The 18,835-nt window shown below is 27.2% G+C and carries 15 protein-coding genes; 9 read left to right on the top strand and 6 right to left on the bottom strand.

The genetic code is table 11. The features are described from left to right. Positions 1–3,393, bottom strand: a complete 3,393-nt coding sequence (locus GQR92_RS11670; protein WP_158839737.1) for a DUF4175 family protein — start codon at positions 3,391–3,393, stop codon at positions 1–3. A 198-nt stretch (positions 3,394–3,591) separates the two neighbouring features. Between GQR92_RS11670 and GQR92_RS11675 the strand changes: the two genes are divergently transcribed. The 5 genes from GQR92_RS11675 (at position 3,592) to GQR92_RS11695 (ending at position 8,649) form a co-directional block, all read left to right on the top strand. Then, the gene (locus GQR92_RS11675) at positions 3,592–4,431 is read left to right on the top strand and encodes a hypothetical protein (RefSeq protein WP_158839739.1); all 840 of its coding nucleotides are present in this window, start codon (positions 3,592–3,594) and stop codon (positions 4,429–4,431) included. Positions 4,432–4,529: 98 nt separating this feature from the next. Continuing rightward, the gene (gene gltX, locus GQR92_RS11680; protein ID WP_158839741.1) at positions 4,530–6,050 is read left to right on the top strand and encodes a glutamate--tRNA ligase; all 1,521 of its coding nucleotides are present in this window, start codon (positions 4,530–4,532) and stop codon (positions 6,048–6,050) included. A 2-nt stretch (positions 6,051–6,052) separates the two neighbouring features. Continuing rightward, a complete protein-coding gene (locus GQR92_RS11685) occupies positions 6,053–6,595 on the top strand; it encodes a hypothetical protein (protein WP_158839743.1) in 543 nt (180 codons plus the stop codon). 159 nt (positions 6,596–6,754) lie between these two features. Beyond that, positions 6,755–7,684, top strand: coding sequence for an SPFH domain-containing protein (locus tag GQR92_RS11690; RefSeq protein ID WP_158839745.1), 930 nt, complete (start codon positions 6,755–6,757; stop codon positions 7,682–7,684). Between the two features lie 86 nt (positions 7,685–7,770). Beyond that, positions 7,771–8,649, top strand: a complete 879-nt coding sequence (locus tag GQR92_RS11695; protein ID WP_158839747.1) for a LytTR family DNA-binding domain-containing protein — start codon at positions 7,771–7,773, stop codon at positions 8,647–8,649. Between the two features lie 198 nt (positions 8,650–8,847). Here the strand turns inward: GQR92_RS11695 and tatA are convergent, their stop codons facing one another. The 3 genes from tatA to rnr form a co-directional block, all read right to left on the bottom strand. Next, positions 8,848–9,036, bottom strand: coding sequence for a twin-arginine translocase TatA/TatE family subunit (gene tatA / locus GQR92_RS11700; protein WP_158839749.1), 189 nt, complete (start codon positions 9,034–9,036; stop codon positions 8,848–8,850). A 56-nt stretch (positions 9,037–9,092) separates the two neighbouring features. After that, positions 9,093–9,782, bottom strand: a complete 690-nt coding sequence (locus GQR92_RS11705) for a head GIN domain-containing protein (protein WP_158839751.1) — start codon at positions 9,780–9,782, stop codon at positions 9,093–9,095. Between the two features lie 90 nt (positions 9,783–9,872). Continuing rightward, positions 9,873–12,098 carry a ribonuclease R gene (gene rnr / locus GQR92_RS11710; protein ID WP_158839753.1) on the bottom strand — a complete coding sequence of 742 codons (2,226 nt, stop codon included), beginning with the start codon at positions 12,096–12,098 and terminating at the stop codon, positions 9,873–9,875. A gap of 112 nt (positions 12,099–12,210) precedes the next feature. Between rnr and GQR92_RS11715 the strand changes: the two genes are divergently transcribed. The 4 genes from GQR92_RS11715 (at position 12,211) to GQR92_RS11725 (ending at position 15,225) form a co-directional block, all read left to right on the top strand. Next, positions 12,211–13,116, top strand: a complete 906-nt coding sequence (locus GQR92_RS11715; RefSeq protein ID WP_158839755.1) for a diacylglycerol/lipid kinase family protein — start codon at positions 12,211–12,213, stop codon at positions 13,114–13,116. A 228-nt stretch (positions 13,117–13,344) separates the two neighbouring features. Further along, positions 13,345–13,518 (top strand): hypothetical protein, encoded by a 174-nt coding sequence (locus GQR92_RS17830; protein ID WP_199269131.1) that lies wholly within the window; start codon positions 13,345–13,347, stop codon positions 13,516–13,518. A gap of 707 nt (positions 13,519–14,225) precedes the next feature. Next, a complete protein-coding gene (gene rpiB / locus GQR92_RS11720; protein WP_158839757.1) occupies positions 14,226–14,660 on the top strand; it encodes a ribose 5-phosphate isomerase B in 435 nt (144 codons plus the stop codon). A gap of 124 nt (positions 14,661–14,784) precedes the next feature. Then, on the top strand, positions 14,785–15,225 hold the full coding sequence (locus GQR92_RS11725; protein WP_158839759.1) for a GNAT family N-acetyltransferase: 441 nt from the start codon (positions 14,785–14,787) through the stop codon (positions 15,223–15,225). A gap of 126 nt (positions 15,226–15,351) precedes the next feature. Here GQR92_RS11725 and GQR92_RS11730 read toward each other — a convergent pair whose 3' ends face one another. Next, positions 15,352–17,880: a TonB-dependent receptor gene (locus GQR92_RS11730; RefSeq protein WP_233269844.1), complete on the bottom strand. Its 2,529-nt coding sequence runs from the start codon at positions 17,878–17,880 to the stop codon at positions 15,352–15,354. Next, on the bottom strand, positions 17,870–18,784 hold the full coding sequence (locus tag GQR92_RS11735) for a FecR family protein (RefSeq protein WP_158839763.1): 915 nt from the start codon (positions 18,782–18,784) through the stop codon (positions 17,870–17,872). The genes GQR92_RS11730 and GQR92_RS11735 overlap by 11 nt, the downstream gene beginning before the upstream one ends. Positions 18,785–18,835: the final 51 nt, after the last annotated feature.

Here is an 18,835-nt window from a genome sequence, read left to right on the forward strand (position 1 = left end):
CTACTCTTTCTTTGTGTCAGAAAAATATGTTCTAACTTTGTTTTTATAAGTTGGTTGCAAAGGTAATGATTGTCTGTTTAATATCTCTGTTTGATTATAAAACTGCTTCTTAAATTTAATAGCTTGGATATTTCTTTTTTCTAATCGTTTTAAACTAGCACTAGATTTCCTTTTTGTATCCTCTCCTTGCTCTAAAGCAGCCTTATCTAGCTTTAATAATTCGTAATTTAATTGTTGCATTTTTTGAAGCGTATTCTTATTAAAACCGTTCTCTAAAATTTCATTTTCTAAATCCTCCATCTTTTTTAAAGCTTTTCTTGCTTCTGGGTTAACAGTATTATTAGCTCCTTCAGATAATTGTATTTGGTTTTGAAGTTCATTTCTTAATAAACTTTGTTGTTTATAAATCTCATATATTTCACCATCTAAATCATCATTAGAACTTCCTTTACCACCTTTTCCATTCTTTCCGTTCTTTCCATTTTCACCAGATTCTCCTCCTTTACCTTGTTTACCACTTTTACCTTTTTCACCAGGTTTATCTCCTTTTTCTCCTTCTTTACCATCTCCTTTTTTATCACCAGGTTTACTTCCTTTCTTCATTCCGTTTTTCATCTTTTCAGATAAATCACCTTGTTTCTTTATTAAATCTGGTAAACTAAAACCTTTGCTTTTTCCTTTCTTTCCTTTCCCCATTTTCATGGACATAGAATTTTGCATACTACTTAAAATGTTACTTAAATAATCTGCTAAATTATTCACTGAAGTCATAACATAACGTTGATTAGATATTCCATTTGAGAACATATTTTCAGAAAAATGCTCTAAGGATTGTTCTAAATTATAATGTGCCGTTGATAAATCATCTTTAATTTTTGCTGAAATTTTAGGCAACCTCATAGACAACACATATAAACTATCATCTATGTGTTCAAAATACGTTTTAAGTTCATTTTGCTTTTTTAAGTCTTTACCAAAATCTGGATGTGATGTAGAAATGGCATCAAACTTCTCCATTAAAGATTCTTGTTTAAAAGAAAAAGTAATTAGGTTTTCTAAAATTTTTCGCAAATCATCCATATTTTCTTCCATAGATTCACCTTCCATTTCCATCATAGCTTTTTGCATTTTAGCACTCATCTCTTTCATTTTTTTAGATGACTTCTTCTGGCTTTGTTTTGCATCACTACTTTTATCTTTAGATAAATTCTCTTCAGATTTTTTTAATTCGGAATCAATATCTTCTTTTTCATCTTCCACATCCGGAAGTTCCATTGGCTCTTTTAATTTTTTATTATCCTTATTTAACTCTTCTAATTCTTTTTTAATTTCATCAAACTCATTTTTCACTTCCTTTTGATGTTCTATTGAATCTTCTTTTTTATTAGATAAATCCTCTTGTTTTTTTGACAACTTTTCTATTTTATTAGCAATTTGCATTGTCTTTTGCTCCACATAAAATCGTTTAGTTAATTCTAAAATTCGCTCTAAACTTCTTTCTTGTTGTTTATTTTGTTGAGATAATTCTTTAGCCTTTTTTAACAAATCATCTTTGTTAAGCTTCTCTGCCATTTTCTGAATTTCATCTAACAACTTTTGTTGTTTATCTAATTTTTTTAATTCCTCTATACGTTTAGTTAATTCCTCTTTTTTATTCTGAAGATTTTCATTCTCTTCCTTTTTATCTGATAAATTCTCTTGTAACTTTTCAGTTTGACGTTGCATCATTTTATTATAATTATTCTGACGTTCTACAAACTTTTCAATCTTCTTTTTATCATTCCAATTAATCTTCTTTTTACCTTGTAAATCTTCTTGTACTTTTTCTAAATCTTTCTGTTGCTTTTTTTGTTTCTGAATGGAATTCTCAAGATTGTTAATCGTATTTTTTTGATTTTCCAATATCTCCTCTCCTACTTCATCTTCTGTTTTTTGTCGATATTTAAAAACCGAACTTTTGGTTTTTTTACTACCATTTACAGCATCATTATCAAATACCTGAAAAAACAACTCATAATTGATTCCTTCATCAATATGTAAACCATCAGGAAAATTATAAAAAAAAGTTTGAATGTTTTGATTGGTAATCGGTAAATCAAAAGTTTTTAGATTGTCTGGTTGTTGATTATCATAATAAACAAGCTGCAATTTTTTTAACCCATAATCATCAGAAATTTTACCAGCAAATAAAGGTGTACTATTAACAATACTATCAATATTAGATTGAATGGAAATAATAGGAAACTCATCTTTTATTACATCCACAGAAAACTGTAAATTTTCAAAATCTTTTAAATTTTTGTTCGAGGATGCAATTTGATAATTAAGCGGGTTTTGAATATTTTTTGAATATTCAAAATGATTATCAGAAATCAAATCAAATAAAGTTCTTTTATCATTGTTAATAAAAGCTACAGAATCGGTTTTATTTGTACTAACCTTCCAAGTAATGGTAGTACCTTCGGGAACAATAATATTTCCAGAATTTTTTACGGTTTCATTTTTCTTTTTAAGATATCTAGGATAATTAATATCTAAAGAAATGGTGTTTATAGTTGGTGTTTGTATAACTTCTATTGTATATTCTTGAGATTGAACACCATTGCCTTCTATAAAAAAATCAATAGGTTTTTGAACATCAGAAAAAGTATAAGAAAAGGTTCCATTTTTATTATTTTCTAAAAAATATTGCTGATTTTCAAAATGGATTTGTACTTCACTTGGTACTACTTTTCCTTGGGTCTCAACCAAAATAGAAATAGATTTTCCTTGAATTACTTTTAAGTCTGAATTTTTTATTAAAAATAAAAAAGGTGCAGGCGGATTATAAACAGTATTATGATTTACAACTCGATTAAAACTTTGTGATATTTTATCATTACTACCTGTAAATAAAGTGATTAACCAAATTAAAATAGGAACTATAGCATATTTTAAATATTTTTTATTTTTTGTAAAATCAACTGCTTTTACAAACGGAATAGGTTGTAATTCTTCTGATTTTTGATTGATACTTGCCAATAATAAATCAGTTTGATTAGTATTTTTTTTTAACTGTAAAATATTTAATAATTTATCTTGAACTTCAGGAAAATGACTTCCTATAATTTTTGAAGATTCTTCATCAGAAATTCCTTTTCTTAAACCAATTAATTTAAAAATTGGCATCAAAATAAATCGAATTAACAAAAATAATTCAACTCCTAAAAAAAGCCAAAATAAAATGGTTCTTGCAGTGGGTTTTAACCACAGAAAATATTCTATAAATACCGTGAAAAAAAAATATAGAAATCCTAAAGAAATAAATAAAATACCTCCTTTAATCAATTCACTCGTGTAATATTTACGCGTAAATTGATGTAACTTTTCCTCAATGTATATAAGTAACGCCATAATTAACTATTAAAAATACTATTTTTACATTGATACACCATCAAATTACATCATAAAACCAAATACATCCTAAAATAATAAGAATTTTAACGCAACCTTAAAGGTACATTTACATCTAAAATTGGATACTTCTTAGAGTATTAAAGAGTTGTAAGTTTTAAAAAAAAAGACAACTAACAAAGAAATACATCTTAAACTATGAAAAAATTATCAAAACTACTATTTTTATTTATTAGTATTTCTGCATTTTCGCAAGGTCCTTGGACACAAGAAAAAGGAAAATTCTACACCCAATTGTCATTTACTACCATACCTAATTATAACGAATTATTTGGTGACCCGGATTATGCTATAGAAGGAAAAATAACAGATAATACCATACAACTTTATGGAGAATATGGTATTACTAACAACACTACTCTAATTGTAAATGTGCCTTATAAAATTATTAGACACAAAGAATTGGTAAATCCGTGTTTAGTTGGTCCTTGTCCGGAACATACCAATAAAGAAAACTCTTTAGGAAATATTGAAATTGGTTTAAAACATAATTTTTATAAAAAAGATTGGTTGCTTTCTGGTCAGTTTTCTGTAGAATCTAACACAGGTTCTTTTGATACAAATTCAGGAATAAGAACTGGTTATGATGCCTTTACTTTTACTCCGTTATTTTTAGCAGGTAAAAGTTTTAAAAAATCTTATTTGCAAACTTTTATAGGAACTAAAATTAGAACAAATAACTACTCTTCTAACTTTAAAATTGGTGGAGAATATGGTGGTAAAATTTCTAAGCATATTTGGTTAATTGGTTTTCTAGACATAGAAAAGTCCTTTAAAAATGGAGACATTGATTTACCAAATTCTAATTCAGCAACAGCTTTATATGTAAATGATCAAGAATATGGTGTTGTTGGTGTAAAAGCAATTGGAGAATTTTCTGATAATTTTGGAGTTACCGCAAGTTTGCCAGCTGCTTTTTATGGAAACAATGTTGCCAAACAAGTAGCATTAACTCTTGGTGTTTATAAAAAATTCTAAATAGTTTACAATATAAACAACAACTTAAAAGCCTTTTCTAAAGGCTTTTTTTTATGCCTTTAGAAAACTATCTTTGCAACCATAAAAAAACAGAAAAGATGGAATCTAATGTACGTGTTCGTTTTGCACCAAGTCCTACAGGACCTTTGCATATTGGTGGTGTAAGAACAGCTTTATATAATTATTTATTTGCAAAAAAATATAACGGAACTTTTGTACTTCGTATAGAAGACACAGACCAAACACGTTATGTTGCAAATGCAGAACAATATATTATAGACGCTTTAGAATGGTGTAATATTCCTTTTGATGAAGGCCCAGGAAAGAACGAAAAATTTGGTCCTTACAGACAATCAGAACGTAAAGAATTGTACAAAGAATATGCAGATAAACTAATTGAAACTAGTTGGGCATATTACTGTTTTGATTCTTCTGAAGCTTTAGATGCAGAAAGAAAAGCACATGAAGCAGAAGGTAAAACCTTTATCTATAACTGGCATAACAGAGCAGGCGGAACTTTAGTAAACTCTTTAGTTTTAACTGATGATGAAGTACAAAACAGAATAAATTCTGGCGAAAATTATGTAATCCGTTTTAAAACGCCTCAAGATGAGCTTTTAAGAATGGAAGATGAAATTCGTGGAAATATTAGAATTGATACCAATACTTTAGATGATAAAATTTTATTTAAAGGAGATGGAATGCCAACCTATCATTTAGCAAATATTGTAGATGATCATTTAATGGAAATTACGCACGTTATTCGTGGAGAAGAATGGTTACCTTCTATGCCATTACACGTTTTATTATACAAAGCTTTTGGTTGGGATGCTCCTAAATTTGCACATTTACCATTAATTTTAAAACCAGTTGGTAAAGGAAAATTAAGCAAACGAGATGGAGATAAATTAGGTTTCCCAGTATTTCCTTTAGAATATACAAATGATGTTACAGGTGATGTTTCACGTGGATATAAAGAAGATGGATACTTTTCTGATGCTTTTATAAACATGTTGGCTTTCTTAGGATGGAATCCTGGAACAGAACAAGAATTATTTAATTTAGAAGGTTTAATTGAAGCTTTTGAATTAAAACGCGTTAGTAAATCTGGTGCAAAATTTAACCCAGATAAAGCAAAGTGGTTCAATCAACAATATATGCAAACGAAGTCTGATGAATCGTTGACTGAGTTGTTCTTGCCTATTTTATCAGAAAAAGGGATTACTAAAGACAAAGAATTTGTTTTAAAAGTAGTTGCATCTATTAAAGAAAGAGCAATTTTTGTACATGATTTTTGGGATTTATCTAGTTTCTTTTTCGAAACTCCAACAGAATATGATGCAAAAGCATCGAAGAAAAACTGGAAAGAAGGAACTGCAGAACTAATGCAAGAATTAATTACTCAAATTTCATCAATCGAAGATTTTACATCAGAAAATACAGAGAAAGAAATTAAAGAATGGATTTCTGCTAAAGAAATTGGCTTTGGTAAAGTAATGCAACCTTTAAGATTGTCTTTAGTTGGTAAATTAGCAGGACCACATTTGTTTGATATTATTGCAATGATTGGTAAAGAAGAAACTATTAAAAGATTAGAAAACGCAATCGAAAAACTATAATTATGAAAAACTTAATCCTATTTATTTTGCTATTTTGTGCTTTTACAACTCAAGCACAATATGGTTATGGAAACAATAATGGTAGACAACGACAAAGTCAAATGCCACAAACAGAACAAAAGGCACCAGAACCAAATTTTAATGTAGAAAGATATATAGGAATTGTAGTTTATGAAATTGAAAAAGCAGCTAAAAAATCGAGCATTAAACTTTCTTCTAAAGAAGGACAAGAGTTTGAAAAAGTATTAACAAAATACAATAAAGATATTAAAGACATTACTAGAATTAATACTTTTGTACTAAGAAGTACTAAAGATTTAGTTGAAAATTATCAGAAAAAAGTAATATCAACTGGCGATAATTCTTCTCAGAAAAAGGTAATGACAACCATGAATGAGAACTTAAAACCTATTTCTATAATACTTAAAGAAGAAGATCTAAAATTAGATAAAACTATGAAAAATCTACTTTCTGAAAAGCAATATAAAAAGTGGATTAAGTATAATAGAAAAATATATAAAGTTTTTCCGAAAGACGAAGAATAATTTAAAATATAAATTATATAAAAAAACCCTGTAAAAATTAAATTTTACAGGGTTTTCTTATTATAAAAGTGTAACATTTATAAAAAATAACGTCCTATGAATAACTATTGAAAATCAGTATCTTTACGTAAAACAAATTATTAACTTAAAAAAAAAACTATGTTACCAACTTCTATTATTATCCCTATTGTTATAATTGCACTTATCTTGTTTTCATCATTTTTTATGGTGAAGCAACAAACTGCTGCTATTATTGAACGTTTTGGAAAATTTCATAGCATTAAACAATCTGGACTTAAATTAAAGATTCCTTTTGTTGATAAAATTGCTGGAAAATTGAGTTTAAAAATTCAACAGTTAGATGTAATTATAGAAACAAAAACTTTGGATGATGTTTTTGTAAAACTAAAAGTTTCTGTACAATATAAAGTAATCACAGAAAAAGTATATGATGCATTTTATAAATTAGATTATCCTCATGATCAAATAACAAGTTATGTATTTGATGTAGTAAGAGCAGAAGTACCTAAAATGAAATTAGATGATGTTTTTGTGAAAAAGAATGACATAGCAATTGCTGTAAAAACAGAATTAAATGATGCCATGTTAGATTATGGTTTTGATATTATTAGAACCTTAGTAACCGATATAGATCCAGATGCCCAGGTTAAAATAGCAATGAATAGAATTAATGCTGCAGATAGAGAAAAAACTGCCGCACAATATGAAGGAGATGCACAACGTATTTTAATTGTAGAAAAAGCGAAGGCAGAAGCAGAAAGCAAACGTTTACAAGGACAAGGTATTGCAGACCAAAGACGTGAAATTGCACGTGGTTTAGAAGAGTCTGTAGACGTTTTAAATAGAGTTGGTATAAACAGCCAAGAAGCATCTGCATTAATTGTTGTAACACAACATTATGATACTTTACAATCTATTGGTAGCGAAACTAATAGTAATTTAATACTATTACCAAATTCGCCACAAGCTGGTAGCCAAATGTTAAACGATATGGTTGCTAGTTTTACAGCAAGTAACCAAATTGGTGAAGCTATGAAAAATCAAAAACCTAAAAAATTAGATAAATAATAGAAATACAATTTAACTTCATCTTTTATTAAATTGTATTTAACAAAAGATGAAGTTTATAAAAAAAGATCTTTAATTAATTTTCTATGAAAAAAATTATTAAATGGCTTTCAATGCCTTATTATTTTAATCCTACAATAAAATTTAAAATTAAAATAAGTTTTTTTCATGGGTTATTTTTATTCCTTTTTTTATATTTATTTAAACCTTTTTATTTAAATCAATTTGAAGTAATTATTTTAGAATATACTCTAAGTATAGGTATAATTGCATGTTTAGCTACTTTTATTGTTCTATATATACCTGCACTTATTTTTAAAGAATATTTTAATGAAGATAATTGGACCATTGGTAGAAATCTACTTTTAATGGTTGTAGGGGTTACATCAGTTAGTATACTTTTATGGTATATTACTCTAATATACTCCGAAGCTCATCAACTAACAAAAATTAGTCTTTTAGAGTTTCTTTTTTATACACTTTTAGTAAGTTTAATTCCTTTAATCTATTTTATATTTTTAAATGAAAAAAAGATAAGAATTAGAAGAGAAAAGAAAGTTTTTGAAATTAAAGAAATTAAGAAAGAAAAAGAAATTAGTATTTTAAAAGAACTAGCTAAAGAAATTAGCATCTACTCTGATAATGGAAAAGAAAATATTACTTTCCTTATAGATAATTTAGTTTATGTAACTTCTCAAGGAAATTATGCAAGTTTCTTTTTAATAAATAAAAATAACGAGTTAAAAGAAAAAATATTAAGAGTTACTTTAACAAAAATAGCAACTGAGTTAAAAGAGTATTCTAATATTATTAGATGTCATAAAAGTTATATTGTAAATATTAATTTTATAACGGATATTTCTGGAAATGCTAGAGGTTATTTATTAGAATCAGATTTTACTTATACAAGTATTCCGGTATCAAGAAGTTTTTCTAGACAATCTTTACTAAAATTAATGCGTTAAAGCTTCCCATTTATCCCAAATAAACCAAAAAACGTCCTGTTTACAACAAATATTTAATAATATCAATTATGATATATATATTTGTCAAACGAAAAAGAATTAAGAATTTTGGGGGATTTTTTTAATTCAAAATATAAAAGCTCAACTTGTTTATACAAATTGAGCTTTTTTTATGATTAAAAAAAAAGAATTAAACAGTTACTTCTTCTCTTCTATTTTATCTTCTGATTCTTCTTTAGCAGCGTTTTTAAACTCTTTAATTCCACTTCCTAAACCTTTCATTAATTCTGGAATCTTTTTTCCACCAAATAAAAGTAAAACCACTACTACAATAATTATTAATTGAGGACCACCAATAAATACAAAATTTGTTGATAAACTATACATGTTTTATTTAATTTAAGAATACAAAGATACAAAAAAGCATATAACACTTGCTTAAGTTAATTCCTTTTTTGAATAATACCACCAATTACTTTTTTATCTTTAACTACTTCTGGATCTCCTTTGTAAAATATAGATCCTCCAAAACTTACCTTAGCACTTAAAGTTTGTCCTGCTAAAATTTCTGCCTTGGCTCCTGTACCTGCAAAAACATTAGAATTACCAGATGTTTTCATATTAAACCCATTATAAATACCATATAAATCTACATCTATTTCTTGGTTCTTTGCTGTACCAGAAAGTTTTACAATACCTCCAGAAGAGGTTTTAACTGTAAGATAATTAACTTTTGTTGTTAAATTAATTAAAGCTCTTTCTTGTGCATTTACTTCTAATTTATCTTGATTAAAATTTTTACCAGTTATCGTAGCACCTTCATTAGCATCTAAGATAGTAATATCTTTATTAGAATAAAGTTTAATTAGAATTTTACCATCTGCAGCGTTATTTTCTGGTTTTAAAGAAAAAGGTAATGATAATTTTAAAGTGTTATTTACATTCTTAATTTTTACCATTTCAGATTTTTCTCCAGTAATTTCTAATTTTTGATCAGAAGATTTTATCAACTCTAACTCTATACCATTATAAACTTTTAGTTCGGTATAGTCTCCTAAAGTTTTAGTAATAGTCGATTGTCCAACTAATATAAAACTGAACATTAACGTGAATATAAATACTATTTTTTTCATTTTATTAAAATTAAATTACAATACTTAAATCAATAAACGTACCACTTTATAAATATTATAACGTTTATAAAGTGGCAAAATTGTTAAAATTTATTTTTCTATTAAAGCAAAATCTAAATGTTTTCTTTCTAAATCGGTATGTTTTACTCTTACTTTAACATCATCTCCTAACTGGTACATTTTTTTGGTAGATTGACCTACAATGGCATATTGTTTTTCATCAAAAATATAATGATCACTTTTTATATCTTTAATTCTAACCATACCTTCGCATTTATTAGAAGTAATTTCTACATAAATTCCCCATTCTGTAACACCAGTTATTACACCATCAAACTCTTCATCTTTATGATCTTGCATGTATTTTACTTGCATATACTTAATAGATGATCTTTCTGCTTTAGAGGCTAATTCTTCTCTATTTGATGAATGTTTACACTTTTCTTCATACTTATCTGCTTTTGGCGTGTCTCCGCCATCTAAATAGTGTTGAAGCAATCTATGTGTCATTACATCTGGATAACGTCTAATTGGTGATGTAAAATGACTGTAATAATCAAAAGCCAATCCGTAATGACCAATATTTTTAGTGGTATACACCGCTTTAGACATTGTTCTAATGGTTAAAGTTTCTATCATATTAGATTCTGCCTTACCATGTACATCACTTAATAACTGATTTAAAGAGTCTGAAGTAGCTTTTTTGGTATCTGTATTAATTTTGTAACCAAATTTACGAACCATGTTTTCTAAAGAAGCTAACTTTTCTACATCTGGCTCATCATGCACTCTGTAAATAAAAGTTTTATTGGTTGCTTTTCCTTTAGAAAAACCAATAAATTCTGCTACTTTTCTGTTTGCTAATAACATAAATTCTTCAATTAATTTATTAGCATCTTTAGATTCTTTAAAGAAAACACCTACTGGGTTTGCTTCTTCATCTAAATTAAACTTTACTTCTACTCTATCAAAAGAAATTGCACCTTGTTTCATTCTTTTTTTACGAAGAATTTTAGCCAATTCATCTAATTTTAAAGTAGCTTCTACAATTTCTGGAGTTACTGTATATTCTTTATCTATAATAGAAATATCTACCGGCATAACGTATGGCTGTACATCGTCAGATAATTTTACATTTTCTATAATAGATTGTGCTTCTTCGTACGCAAAACGTTGGTCTGAATACGTTACGGTTCTACCAAACCACTCGCCTACTATTTGTGCTTTTTCATTCAATTCAAAAACAGCAGAAAACGTTAATTTTTCTTCATTTGGTCTTAAAGAACAAACTCCGTTAGATAACATTTCTGGTAACATTGGTACTACTCTATCTACTAAATAAACAGATGTTGCTCTTTTATAAGCTTCATCATCTAAAATAGTTTTAGGTTCTAAATAATGCGAAACATCTGCAATATGAATTCCTATTTCATAATTCCCGTTTTCTAATTTTGTAAATGATAATGCATCATCAAAATCTTTTGCATCTTTAGGATCTATGGTAAAAGTTAAATCTTTACGCATATCTCTACGCTTAGAAATTTCTTCTTTTGTAATTTCTATAGATAAACCTTCTGCTTCTTTTTCTACCTCTGGTTCAAACTCAAAAGGCAAACCATATTCTAATAAAATAGAATGCATTTCTGTATTATGATCTCCTGGTTTACCAAGAACTGTAGTGATTTTACCAAAAGGATTTTTAGAATTTTTAGGCCAATCTATCAACGTAGCTTGTACTTTATCTCCATCTACTGCCCCATTCATTTTACTTTCAGAAACAAATATATCTGCATACATTTTGTTACTATCTGGCACTACAAAACCAAAATTTTTGTTTTTGTTCTTTTGTAAAACTCCTACAAATTCTGTTTTTGCACGTTCTACAATTTCTACAACGTCTGCTTCATATTTCTTTCCGCTACGTCTTTTATAAACATATGCTTTTACAGTATCATTATGTAAACCTTTACCCAAATTTATATTCGGAATAAAAATATCATCTTCATAATCATCAGTAACAAAATATCCATTTCCAGTAGATGTTACATCTAACGTACCAATAGAATATTTTTTGTCAACATTAATTTGAAACTTGCCTCTTTCTACTTCTTTTATTTGTTTTGTTGCAGTTAATTCTGCTAATTTCTTTATTATTTGGGTTTTCCCATCTGTATCAGAAATTTTTAATTTTGCAGAGATTTGCTTATGGTTATAAGTTTTTTCGCTGTCTTCTTTTAATACTTTAAATATATTTCTGGTTAAGTCTTTTACAACATTACCTTTCTTTTTATATATTTTTTTCTTCTTTTTTGTCATTAATTCTTACTTCTTAGTATATAATACCAAATTACAATTTTTTACTGTGATTGTCATTAAAAAATAGTTATCAATCTATTATTGTATTTTGGACTTAATTTAATTATTATTTATGTCTAAATCTTGGTTTATAATTGCAAATCCTACTTCTGGAAATCGGAATTTTTCTAAACAATGGAAGGAAATTCAACAATTATTAAACAACAAGAATATAGACTATTCTTTTGCTTTTACACAATTTTCTAAACACGAAATTGAATTGGTACAAAACGCTATTCAAAAAGGATTTAGAAATATTATTTCGATTGGTGGAGATGGAACACTACACAATGTAGTTAACGGAATAATGCTGCAAAGGTATGCAAAAACTTCTGATATAACTATTGCAGTGATTCCTTTAGGTACCGGAAACGATTGGATTAAAACATATAACATACCAAATAACATAGAAAAAGCAGTAGAAATTATCTATAAAAAGAAAACAATACTGCAAGATATTGGTGTTTTAGAAACCGAAAATAAAACTACCTATTTTAATAATGTAGCTGGTTTAGGGTATGATGGTTATATTGTTAATAAACTAAAATCTTTAAAAAAATTTGGTTCAATTGCTTATTTATTAGCCGGTATTTATGGTTTGTTATTCTATAAAAAATCAATATTTAAAATTATTTTTGATGATAAAGTAATTAAAACCAACTGTTTAATGACAGTTTTTGGAATTTGTAAATTTTCTGGAGGCGGAATGCAGTTTACAAAAGATGTAAATTCTTCGGATGGTTTATTGGATATTACAGTCGCTAAAAACTTAACTTTTTTAGATTTAATTTTTAATATTAAAAAATTATATAACGGAAACATTGTTCATCATAAAAAAGTAGAAACGTATAAAACCAAAAAAATAAAGGTAATTCCACAATCTTCTAAACCGTTTATACAAGCTGATGGTGAGTTAATTGGAACTGGTACTATTTCTGTTGGTATTGTTAAAAAAGCGGTTAATTTTTGTGTTAATTAATAATAGATTTGTTATAAATAGATTATTAATCCCGTTAAAAACGGGATTAATAAAATAGTTTTTGAAATTATAGATTCCTTTTAAAATCGAGATTAATTCAACTTGCTAATTTTATGCATCACTTCGTTATTTTAAAATTAGAATTATATTAAGTTAAATAAATCTTAATTTTTTTGTAACTTTTTATAAATCAATACGTCTATATAAAAAGAGTATCAAACTATTAAGATGAAAAACCTACGTAAAATTATCGCTTTGTTCTTTTTTATATTTATTACAGGTATTGTTGTTACCGTAATGAGTGTAAATTCTTCTTTAAATAAAAACGATATTGAAAAAGAACTCGTAGAAATTCAAAAAGATACTTTATCTCTTTTAAATGCTGAGAAAAAAACAGTTTAGTACTTTCATCTTTTATTTCAATCTCTTCTCTACTTTATAAATTATTTTTTAAAGAAACTTTAAATGAAGTAATTTCATTAGAGCAATTTTAAAAATTTTACTTTACTAACAGTTATCAACATTCTATATTATAATTATATTTTCTTTTTAAATTTAAAAAAAACAATGGTTGTTATAATAGTGTGTGAATAGCTACTATAAAAAAATCTCTTTTTATTTTTTATTTTCAGTTATTAAAAACCATTGACAAGTTATGAGTTACTTAAAAGCTTAAAAATCAATTTAATTTTAGAGTTATTAACAATAGTTATAAACAGTAGTTAACCTAAAATTCTTAATAGTTAACATCAAAATCTATGTAAACAAATGGTTAATTTTATGTTGATAAACTTTTATCAAAAACTTATAAAAAAAGTTGTGTATGTGATAGTACTCGCTGTATTGAAATTATTTTTTAATATACCAAATTTACTTGTAAAACTTTACCGATACTTCTTAACAATTACCTAACATAGCTAAAGGGTTTAAAATTAATAAGTTATTAAAAAAGCTATTTTTTTGATTGTTTATAACTGTTGATAACCATAAAAAACTATATTTTTGTTGATGTAACTATGTCATTGCGAATGTAATGAAGCAATCTGTTAATTAATAAAAAGATTACTTCGTCATTCTTCCTCGTAATGACAATATATAAAAATTAAATTATGACAATTGCCATTGGTAACGATCACGCCGGTACAGAATACAAATTCGAAATTATAAAACATTTAGAAGAAAAAGGGTATAAAGTTCTAAATTTTGGAACCGATACAAATGCTTCTATGGATTACCCAGATGCAATTCATCCAACTGCAGATGCTGTAGAAAGTGGTAAAGCAGAAATGGGTATTATTCTTTGTGGTTCTGGTAATGGAGCACAAATGACTGCTAATAAACACCAAGGTATTAGAGCTGCTTTGTGTTGGAATAACGAATTGGTAGCTTTAACAAGACAACATAATAATGCAAACGTTTTAACCATACCTGCACGTTTTGTGTCTTTACAACAAGCATTAGGCTTTGTAGATATTTTTCTTTCTACAGAATTTGAAGGTGGAAGACATGGAGATAGAGTACAAAAAATTTCTTGTGCTGGATAAATAACTTTTTCCGATACAAAATTTAAAAAGAATCACTCGAAATGATAATCTGTTAATAACTGTTGTTTTTTGAGTGATTTTACTTTTTTAGCCAAAAATAAAGAGAATATTAAGACTTTAAATAATGAATTTTCAAATAAAAACCTTCTCAGAGTTAACAACTACAGAACTGTATCAAATACTTCAATTACGATCGGAAGTTTTTGTAGTAGAACAAGATTGTGTGTACCAAGATGTAGATTTTAAAGATCAAAAATCTTTGCATGTTTTTGGTACTAAAAATGATAAAATAATGGCCTACACGCGTATTTTTAAACCAGGAGATTATTTTACTAACAGCAGTATTGGTAGAGTTGTGGTAGCTGCACCAGAAAGAAAATATGGCTACGGACACGATTTAATGAAGGCATCTATAGAAGCGATAAAAACTCATTTTAAGGTTGATGAAATTACTATTTCTGCGCAAAAATATTTAAAGAAATTCTACGAATCTCATAACTTTATTCAAATTGGTGAAGAATATTTAGAAGACGGAATTCCGCATATTAGAATGAATAGAAATTAATTAGTTTTCATCCAACTTGTCATTCCGACGATAGGAGAAATCTCATAAACTTACTCAACTTTAAATTTTACTTTTAAGACTTTTCAATACTTATAAGTGATAAAATTTTAGATAAATTATTTTCTTTTAAAAACGGACTCTAAAACTTAAATTAGGTGTAAAAGGCAGTGAATAATTGTCTACTCTTCTTACATTATTTTGGCTATTATCATCTACAACATAATAAGAATCTATTGTATTTTGTTTGTCTGTAATATTGGTAAAACCAAGACGAATAGTTGCTTTTAGCGCATCAGAAAAATCAAATTTATAGCTTCCAGAAAGATCTAATCTAAAGAAATTAGCTAAATTTTCTTGGTTAGGATTGTTGTAATTTACAATGGTTCTATTTCCGTTTTGTATGGTTTCATTTCCTAGAACAGGTTTTGTATACGGTTTACCAGAACGTAAAACACCACCAAAAGACACTTTTAATTTTTTAGTAAAACTGTAATTAAATGCAGCACTTACAGAGTGAGAAATATCTAAACTATTAGCAAAGGTTTCTGGAGAAAAAATATCGAAAGAATACTCGTTTTTAGAGTAGGTGTAACTTAGCCAAGTACTAATTTTATCTGTTTGTTTATTCACTAAAAATTCAATCCCTTTTACCTCGTAATTACCAATAGAATTAAAGGTTTGTATGTTGTTGTAAAAACCTTGATTTGCTGCTGTAATTCCGTCTACTTTTTTATAAAAACTTGTAATATCTACGTATAATTTATCTTTAGCATACGCAGTACCAAAAGATACTTGTTTGCTTTTTACAATAGGGATATTTTTATCGTCAGAAAGAATCCATCTGCGTTTTTCTATGCCTAAAAAATTTTCTTCAAAATCTACTTTTTGTGCCGTTGTTTGGTTTTTTAATTCACCTTCTAATTTTAAAGAAAAGGCAGTATTTAACTGTTGTCTGATGTTAATTCTAGGTTCAATTACAAATTTATTAAACTTATCAAAATAGTTTGCACGTACTCCAAACCTAGCGTAAGTATTGTTTTTTTGATATTCAATTTCAGAATAAAAAGCACTTTTTAATAACACTTTTTTTTCTGTAGTAGAAAAAGTGGGTGCGTTTACAGTGGTGGTATTTCTAATACCTATTTCATTAAATACCAATCCGTTAGTAAAAAATAAAACATCAGAAAATTCGTATTTAGAATTTAGTTTTATTTCTGTTTCTAACACATTATTAAACTGCGTTTGAAACTGATCTGTATCATTATTAAAGTCTGAAGAATTTATTTTATAATCTGAATAAAAAGCAGATAATGTAGTAGAAAATTTGGCATTCCAATTTGCATCCCAACTAATTTTTGCACCTACATTTTCTTGTTTTAAAGCACTATTTTCTTCAATAAGTGTATTATTAGAAGTGTATTGTTCTTTATAATCTAAATTATTTTTAATGTGGATAAAATTAGTTTTTATGGCATGATTATAATTAACATCATATAAAACTTTAAAGGAATAATCGTAGAAATAAAAATCTGATTCTGTGTTATTTACAGTATTTGATGAAATAGAATTATCTTGAAAACTTCTAGAGAAATAATTGTTATACGTTGGTGTGTTAATAACATCTGTAAATGATCTTCTTGCAGAAATATGTACTTCTAAATTCTCTTTTAGAGGTACTTGTACAAAAGCATCTGCACTTAATAAATTAAAACCGGCGCCACCAGAAAATTTATTGGTAATTCTGTTAGAAGTTTCCATGTTTATGGTAGATGAAACTCCGTCTGAAAAAGTACTACTTGTACCATTTTTAGTAACAGAAACCTTCTTTGTTAAATACGGATTATAAGCAGAAATAAGCCCGAAAAAATGACCAGCGTGGTACATTTTTATTCCATCCCAAAGAATTAAATTTTGGTCGTTTGTACCACCTCTAACGTTAATATTAGAAATACTTTCGTTTACACTTTCTACACCAGGTAAAATTTTAATAGTTTGTAAAATATCAGGTTCTATTAAACCCGGTAAAATTCCGAATTTTTCGGTATTTAAAACCGTACTTCCATCAGCACTTTTTTGCAAACCAGCAGTTAAAAAACGCGGCATTATAATTTCTGATAATTGCTCTGATGCTTCTTCTAAAAACAATTGTTTACAACTAGGTAAAAACAATTCTTTAGCGGAAAATTTTTTTGTTTTAAAACCGATAAAAGAAATATTTAAAGTAGCATTTACAGGCACATTTTTTAAATGAAAAACACCGTTATTATTGGTTGTTGTTCCTAATTTATAGCCATTTACTTTTACAGAAGTTAGTAATAAAGGTTCTAGTGTTTTGGCATCTAAAACGGTACCGCAAATAGCAATGGTTTTGTTTAAAAATGAAACCGTTACGTATCTATTATCTAAAGTTTTAAACTGTAAAAATGTTTTTTTGTTTAAAAATAATAATAATTCATCAATCGTTATTCCTTGTTTTGGTTGTGGTATAAAAATGTCTTTTACATCAGCATCTGAATAAGAAAACTTAATATCGTAACTTTTTTCTAATGTTGATAACAAGGTAGAAAGTGCAATTTTATCAGAAGAATTCTGTGTAAAAACAACACTTGTTATTAATAAAAAACAACATAAAAGAAGACGTATTTTATTGATCATAAGTATAGATAGTAATTTTTTTACCATCAATTTTATAAGACAATTGCAGCGGAATTGTAATAGATTTTAAGGCTACATTTATATCTGAATGTGTAAAACCACCAGAGTATAAAATATCTAAATCGATGTTTTTAGTTTCAATCGTATAATCAAACTGATTTTCTATTTCTTGCAATACAAAACGCAAAGCAGTACTTTTAAAATTAGACTCTTTTTGCAACCAAGATTTCTCACTAATATCAAACGTATTATTAGTATCAATAACACCATTAATTACTTTAAAAATAGTACCTTTTGGTAGTTTTACAAGGGTATCTTTATAAGCAACACTTACCAAACCTTCGTAAGTTTTTACTTCAAAATAATTAGTTCTTTCTTTTACGTTAAACTGTGTTCCAAGTACGGTTACTGCTCCTATTTGGGTATTTACCGTAAACTTTTTTCCTTTCTGAACCTTAAAAAAAGCTTCTCCTTCTAGGGTTAAATTTCTACTATTTTTCCAGTCTTTTTTAGAATAGGTAATTTCTGAGTTTGCGTTTAAAATTACTTCAGAATTATCTGGTAAATTAAAACTTTTTGTTTGTGCAAATTGGGATTTAAAATTGGCATCATTATTAAAAAGTAGAAAATACGAAGTTGTTAACAATACAACAATTGAAGCAGCATATTTATAGAATTTCTTAAAATTTAAGGAAACAACTTTGCCTTTTTTAGTGGTGTTTTTTGTCTTTAATTTTAAGTCTGCAAGGGCTTTTTCTACATCTACTTTAGGTGTTTCTATTTGCGTGGAATAATGTGCAATTTTATCTAAAGTAGTAAAGTCTTTTGTTTCTTTTAAACGCGTCAATTCTTCATCAGAAGTATCTCTGTTTAGCCATTTTAAGATGTCGTTTTCGTTTTCCATTTTTTGTACTTCTATATATGTAACAACTAATACGTAGTTTACCCTACCTTA

It is taken from the genome of Polaribacter sp. L3A8 (genome assembly GCF_009796785.1).
GTDB lineage: Bacteria > Bacteroidota > Bacteroidia > Flavobacteriales > Flavobacteriaceae > Polaribacter.

Coding starts and splice junctions, on each gene's coding strand:
- GQR92_RS11670 (WP_158839737.1), bottom strand. CDS start 3,393: ATGGCGTTACTTATATACATTGAGGAAAAGTTACATCAATTTACGCGT.
- GQR92_RS11675 (WP_158839739.1), top strand. CDS start 3,592: ATGAAAAAATTATCAAAACTACTATTTTTATTTATTAGTATTTCTGCA.
- gltX (WP_158839741.1), top strand. CDS start 4,530: ATGGAATCTAATGTACGTGTTCGTTTTGCACCAAGTCCTACAGGACCT.
- GQR92_RS11685 (WP_158839743.1), top strand. CDS start 6,053: ATGAAAAACTTAATCCTATTTATTTTGCTATTTTGTGCTTTTACAACT.
- GQR92_RS11690 (WP_158839745.1), top strand. CDS start 6,755: ATGTTACCAACTTCTATTATTATCCCTATTGTTATAATTGCACTTATC.
- GQR92_RS11695 (WP_158839747.1), top strand. CDS start 7,771: ATGAAAAAAATTATTAAATGGCTTTCAATGCCTTATTATTTTAATCCT.
- tatA (WP_158839749.1), bottom strand. CDS start 9,036: ATGTATAGTTTATCAACAAATTTTGTATTTATTGGTGGTCCTCAATTA.
- GQR92_RS11705 (WP_158839751.1), bottom strand. CDS start 9,782: ATGAAAAAAATAGTATTTATATTCACGTTAATGTTCAGTTTTATATTA.
- rnr (WP_158839753.1), bottom strand. CDS start 12,098: ATGACAAAAAAGAAGAAAAAAATATATAAAAAGAAAGGTAATGTTGTA.
- GQR92_RS11715 (WP_158839755.1), top strand. CDS start 12,211: ATGTCTAAATCTTGGTTTATAATTGCAAATCCTACTTCTGGAAATCGG.
- GQR92_RS17830 (WP_199269131.1), top strand. CDS start 13,345: ATGAAAAACCTACGTAAAATTATCGCTTTGTTCTTTTTTATATTTATT.
- rpiB (WP_158839757.1), top strand. CDS start 14,226: ATGACAATTGCCATTGGTAACGATCACGCCGGTACAGAATACAAATTC.
- GQR92_RS11725 (WP_158839759.1), top strand. CDS start 14,785: ATGAATTTTCAAATAAAAACCTTCTCAGAGTTAACAACTACAGAACTG.
- GQR92_RS11730 (WP_233269844.1), bottom strand. CDS start 17,880: ATGATCAATAAAATACGTCTTCTTTTATGTTGTTTTTTATTAATAACA.
- GQR92_RS11735 (WP_158839763.1), bottom strand. CDS start 18,784: ATGGAAAACGAAAACGACATCTTAAAATGGCTAAACAGAGATACTTCT.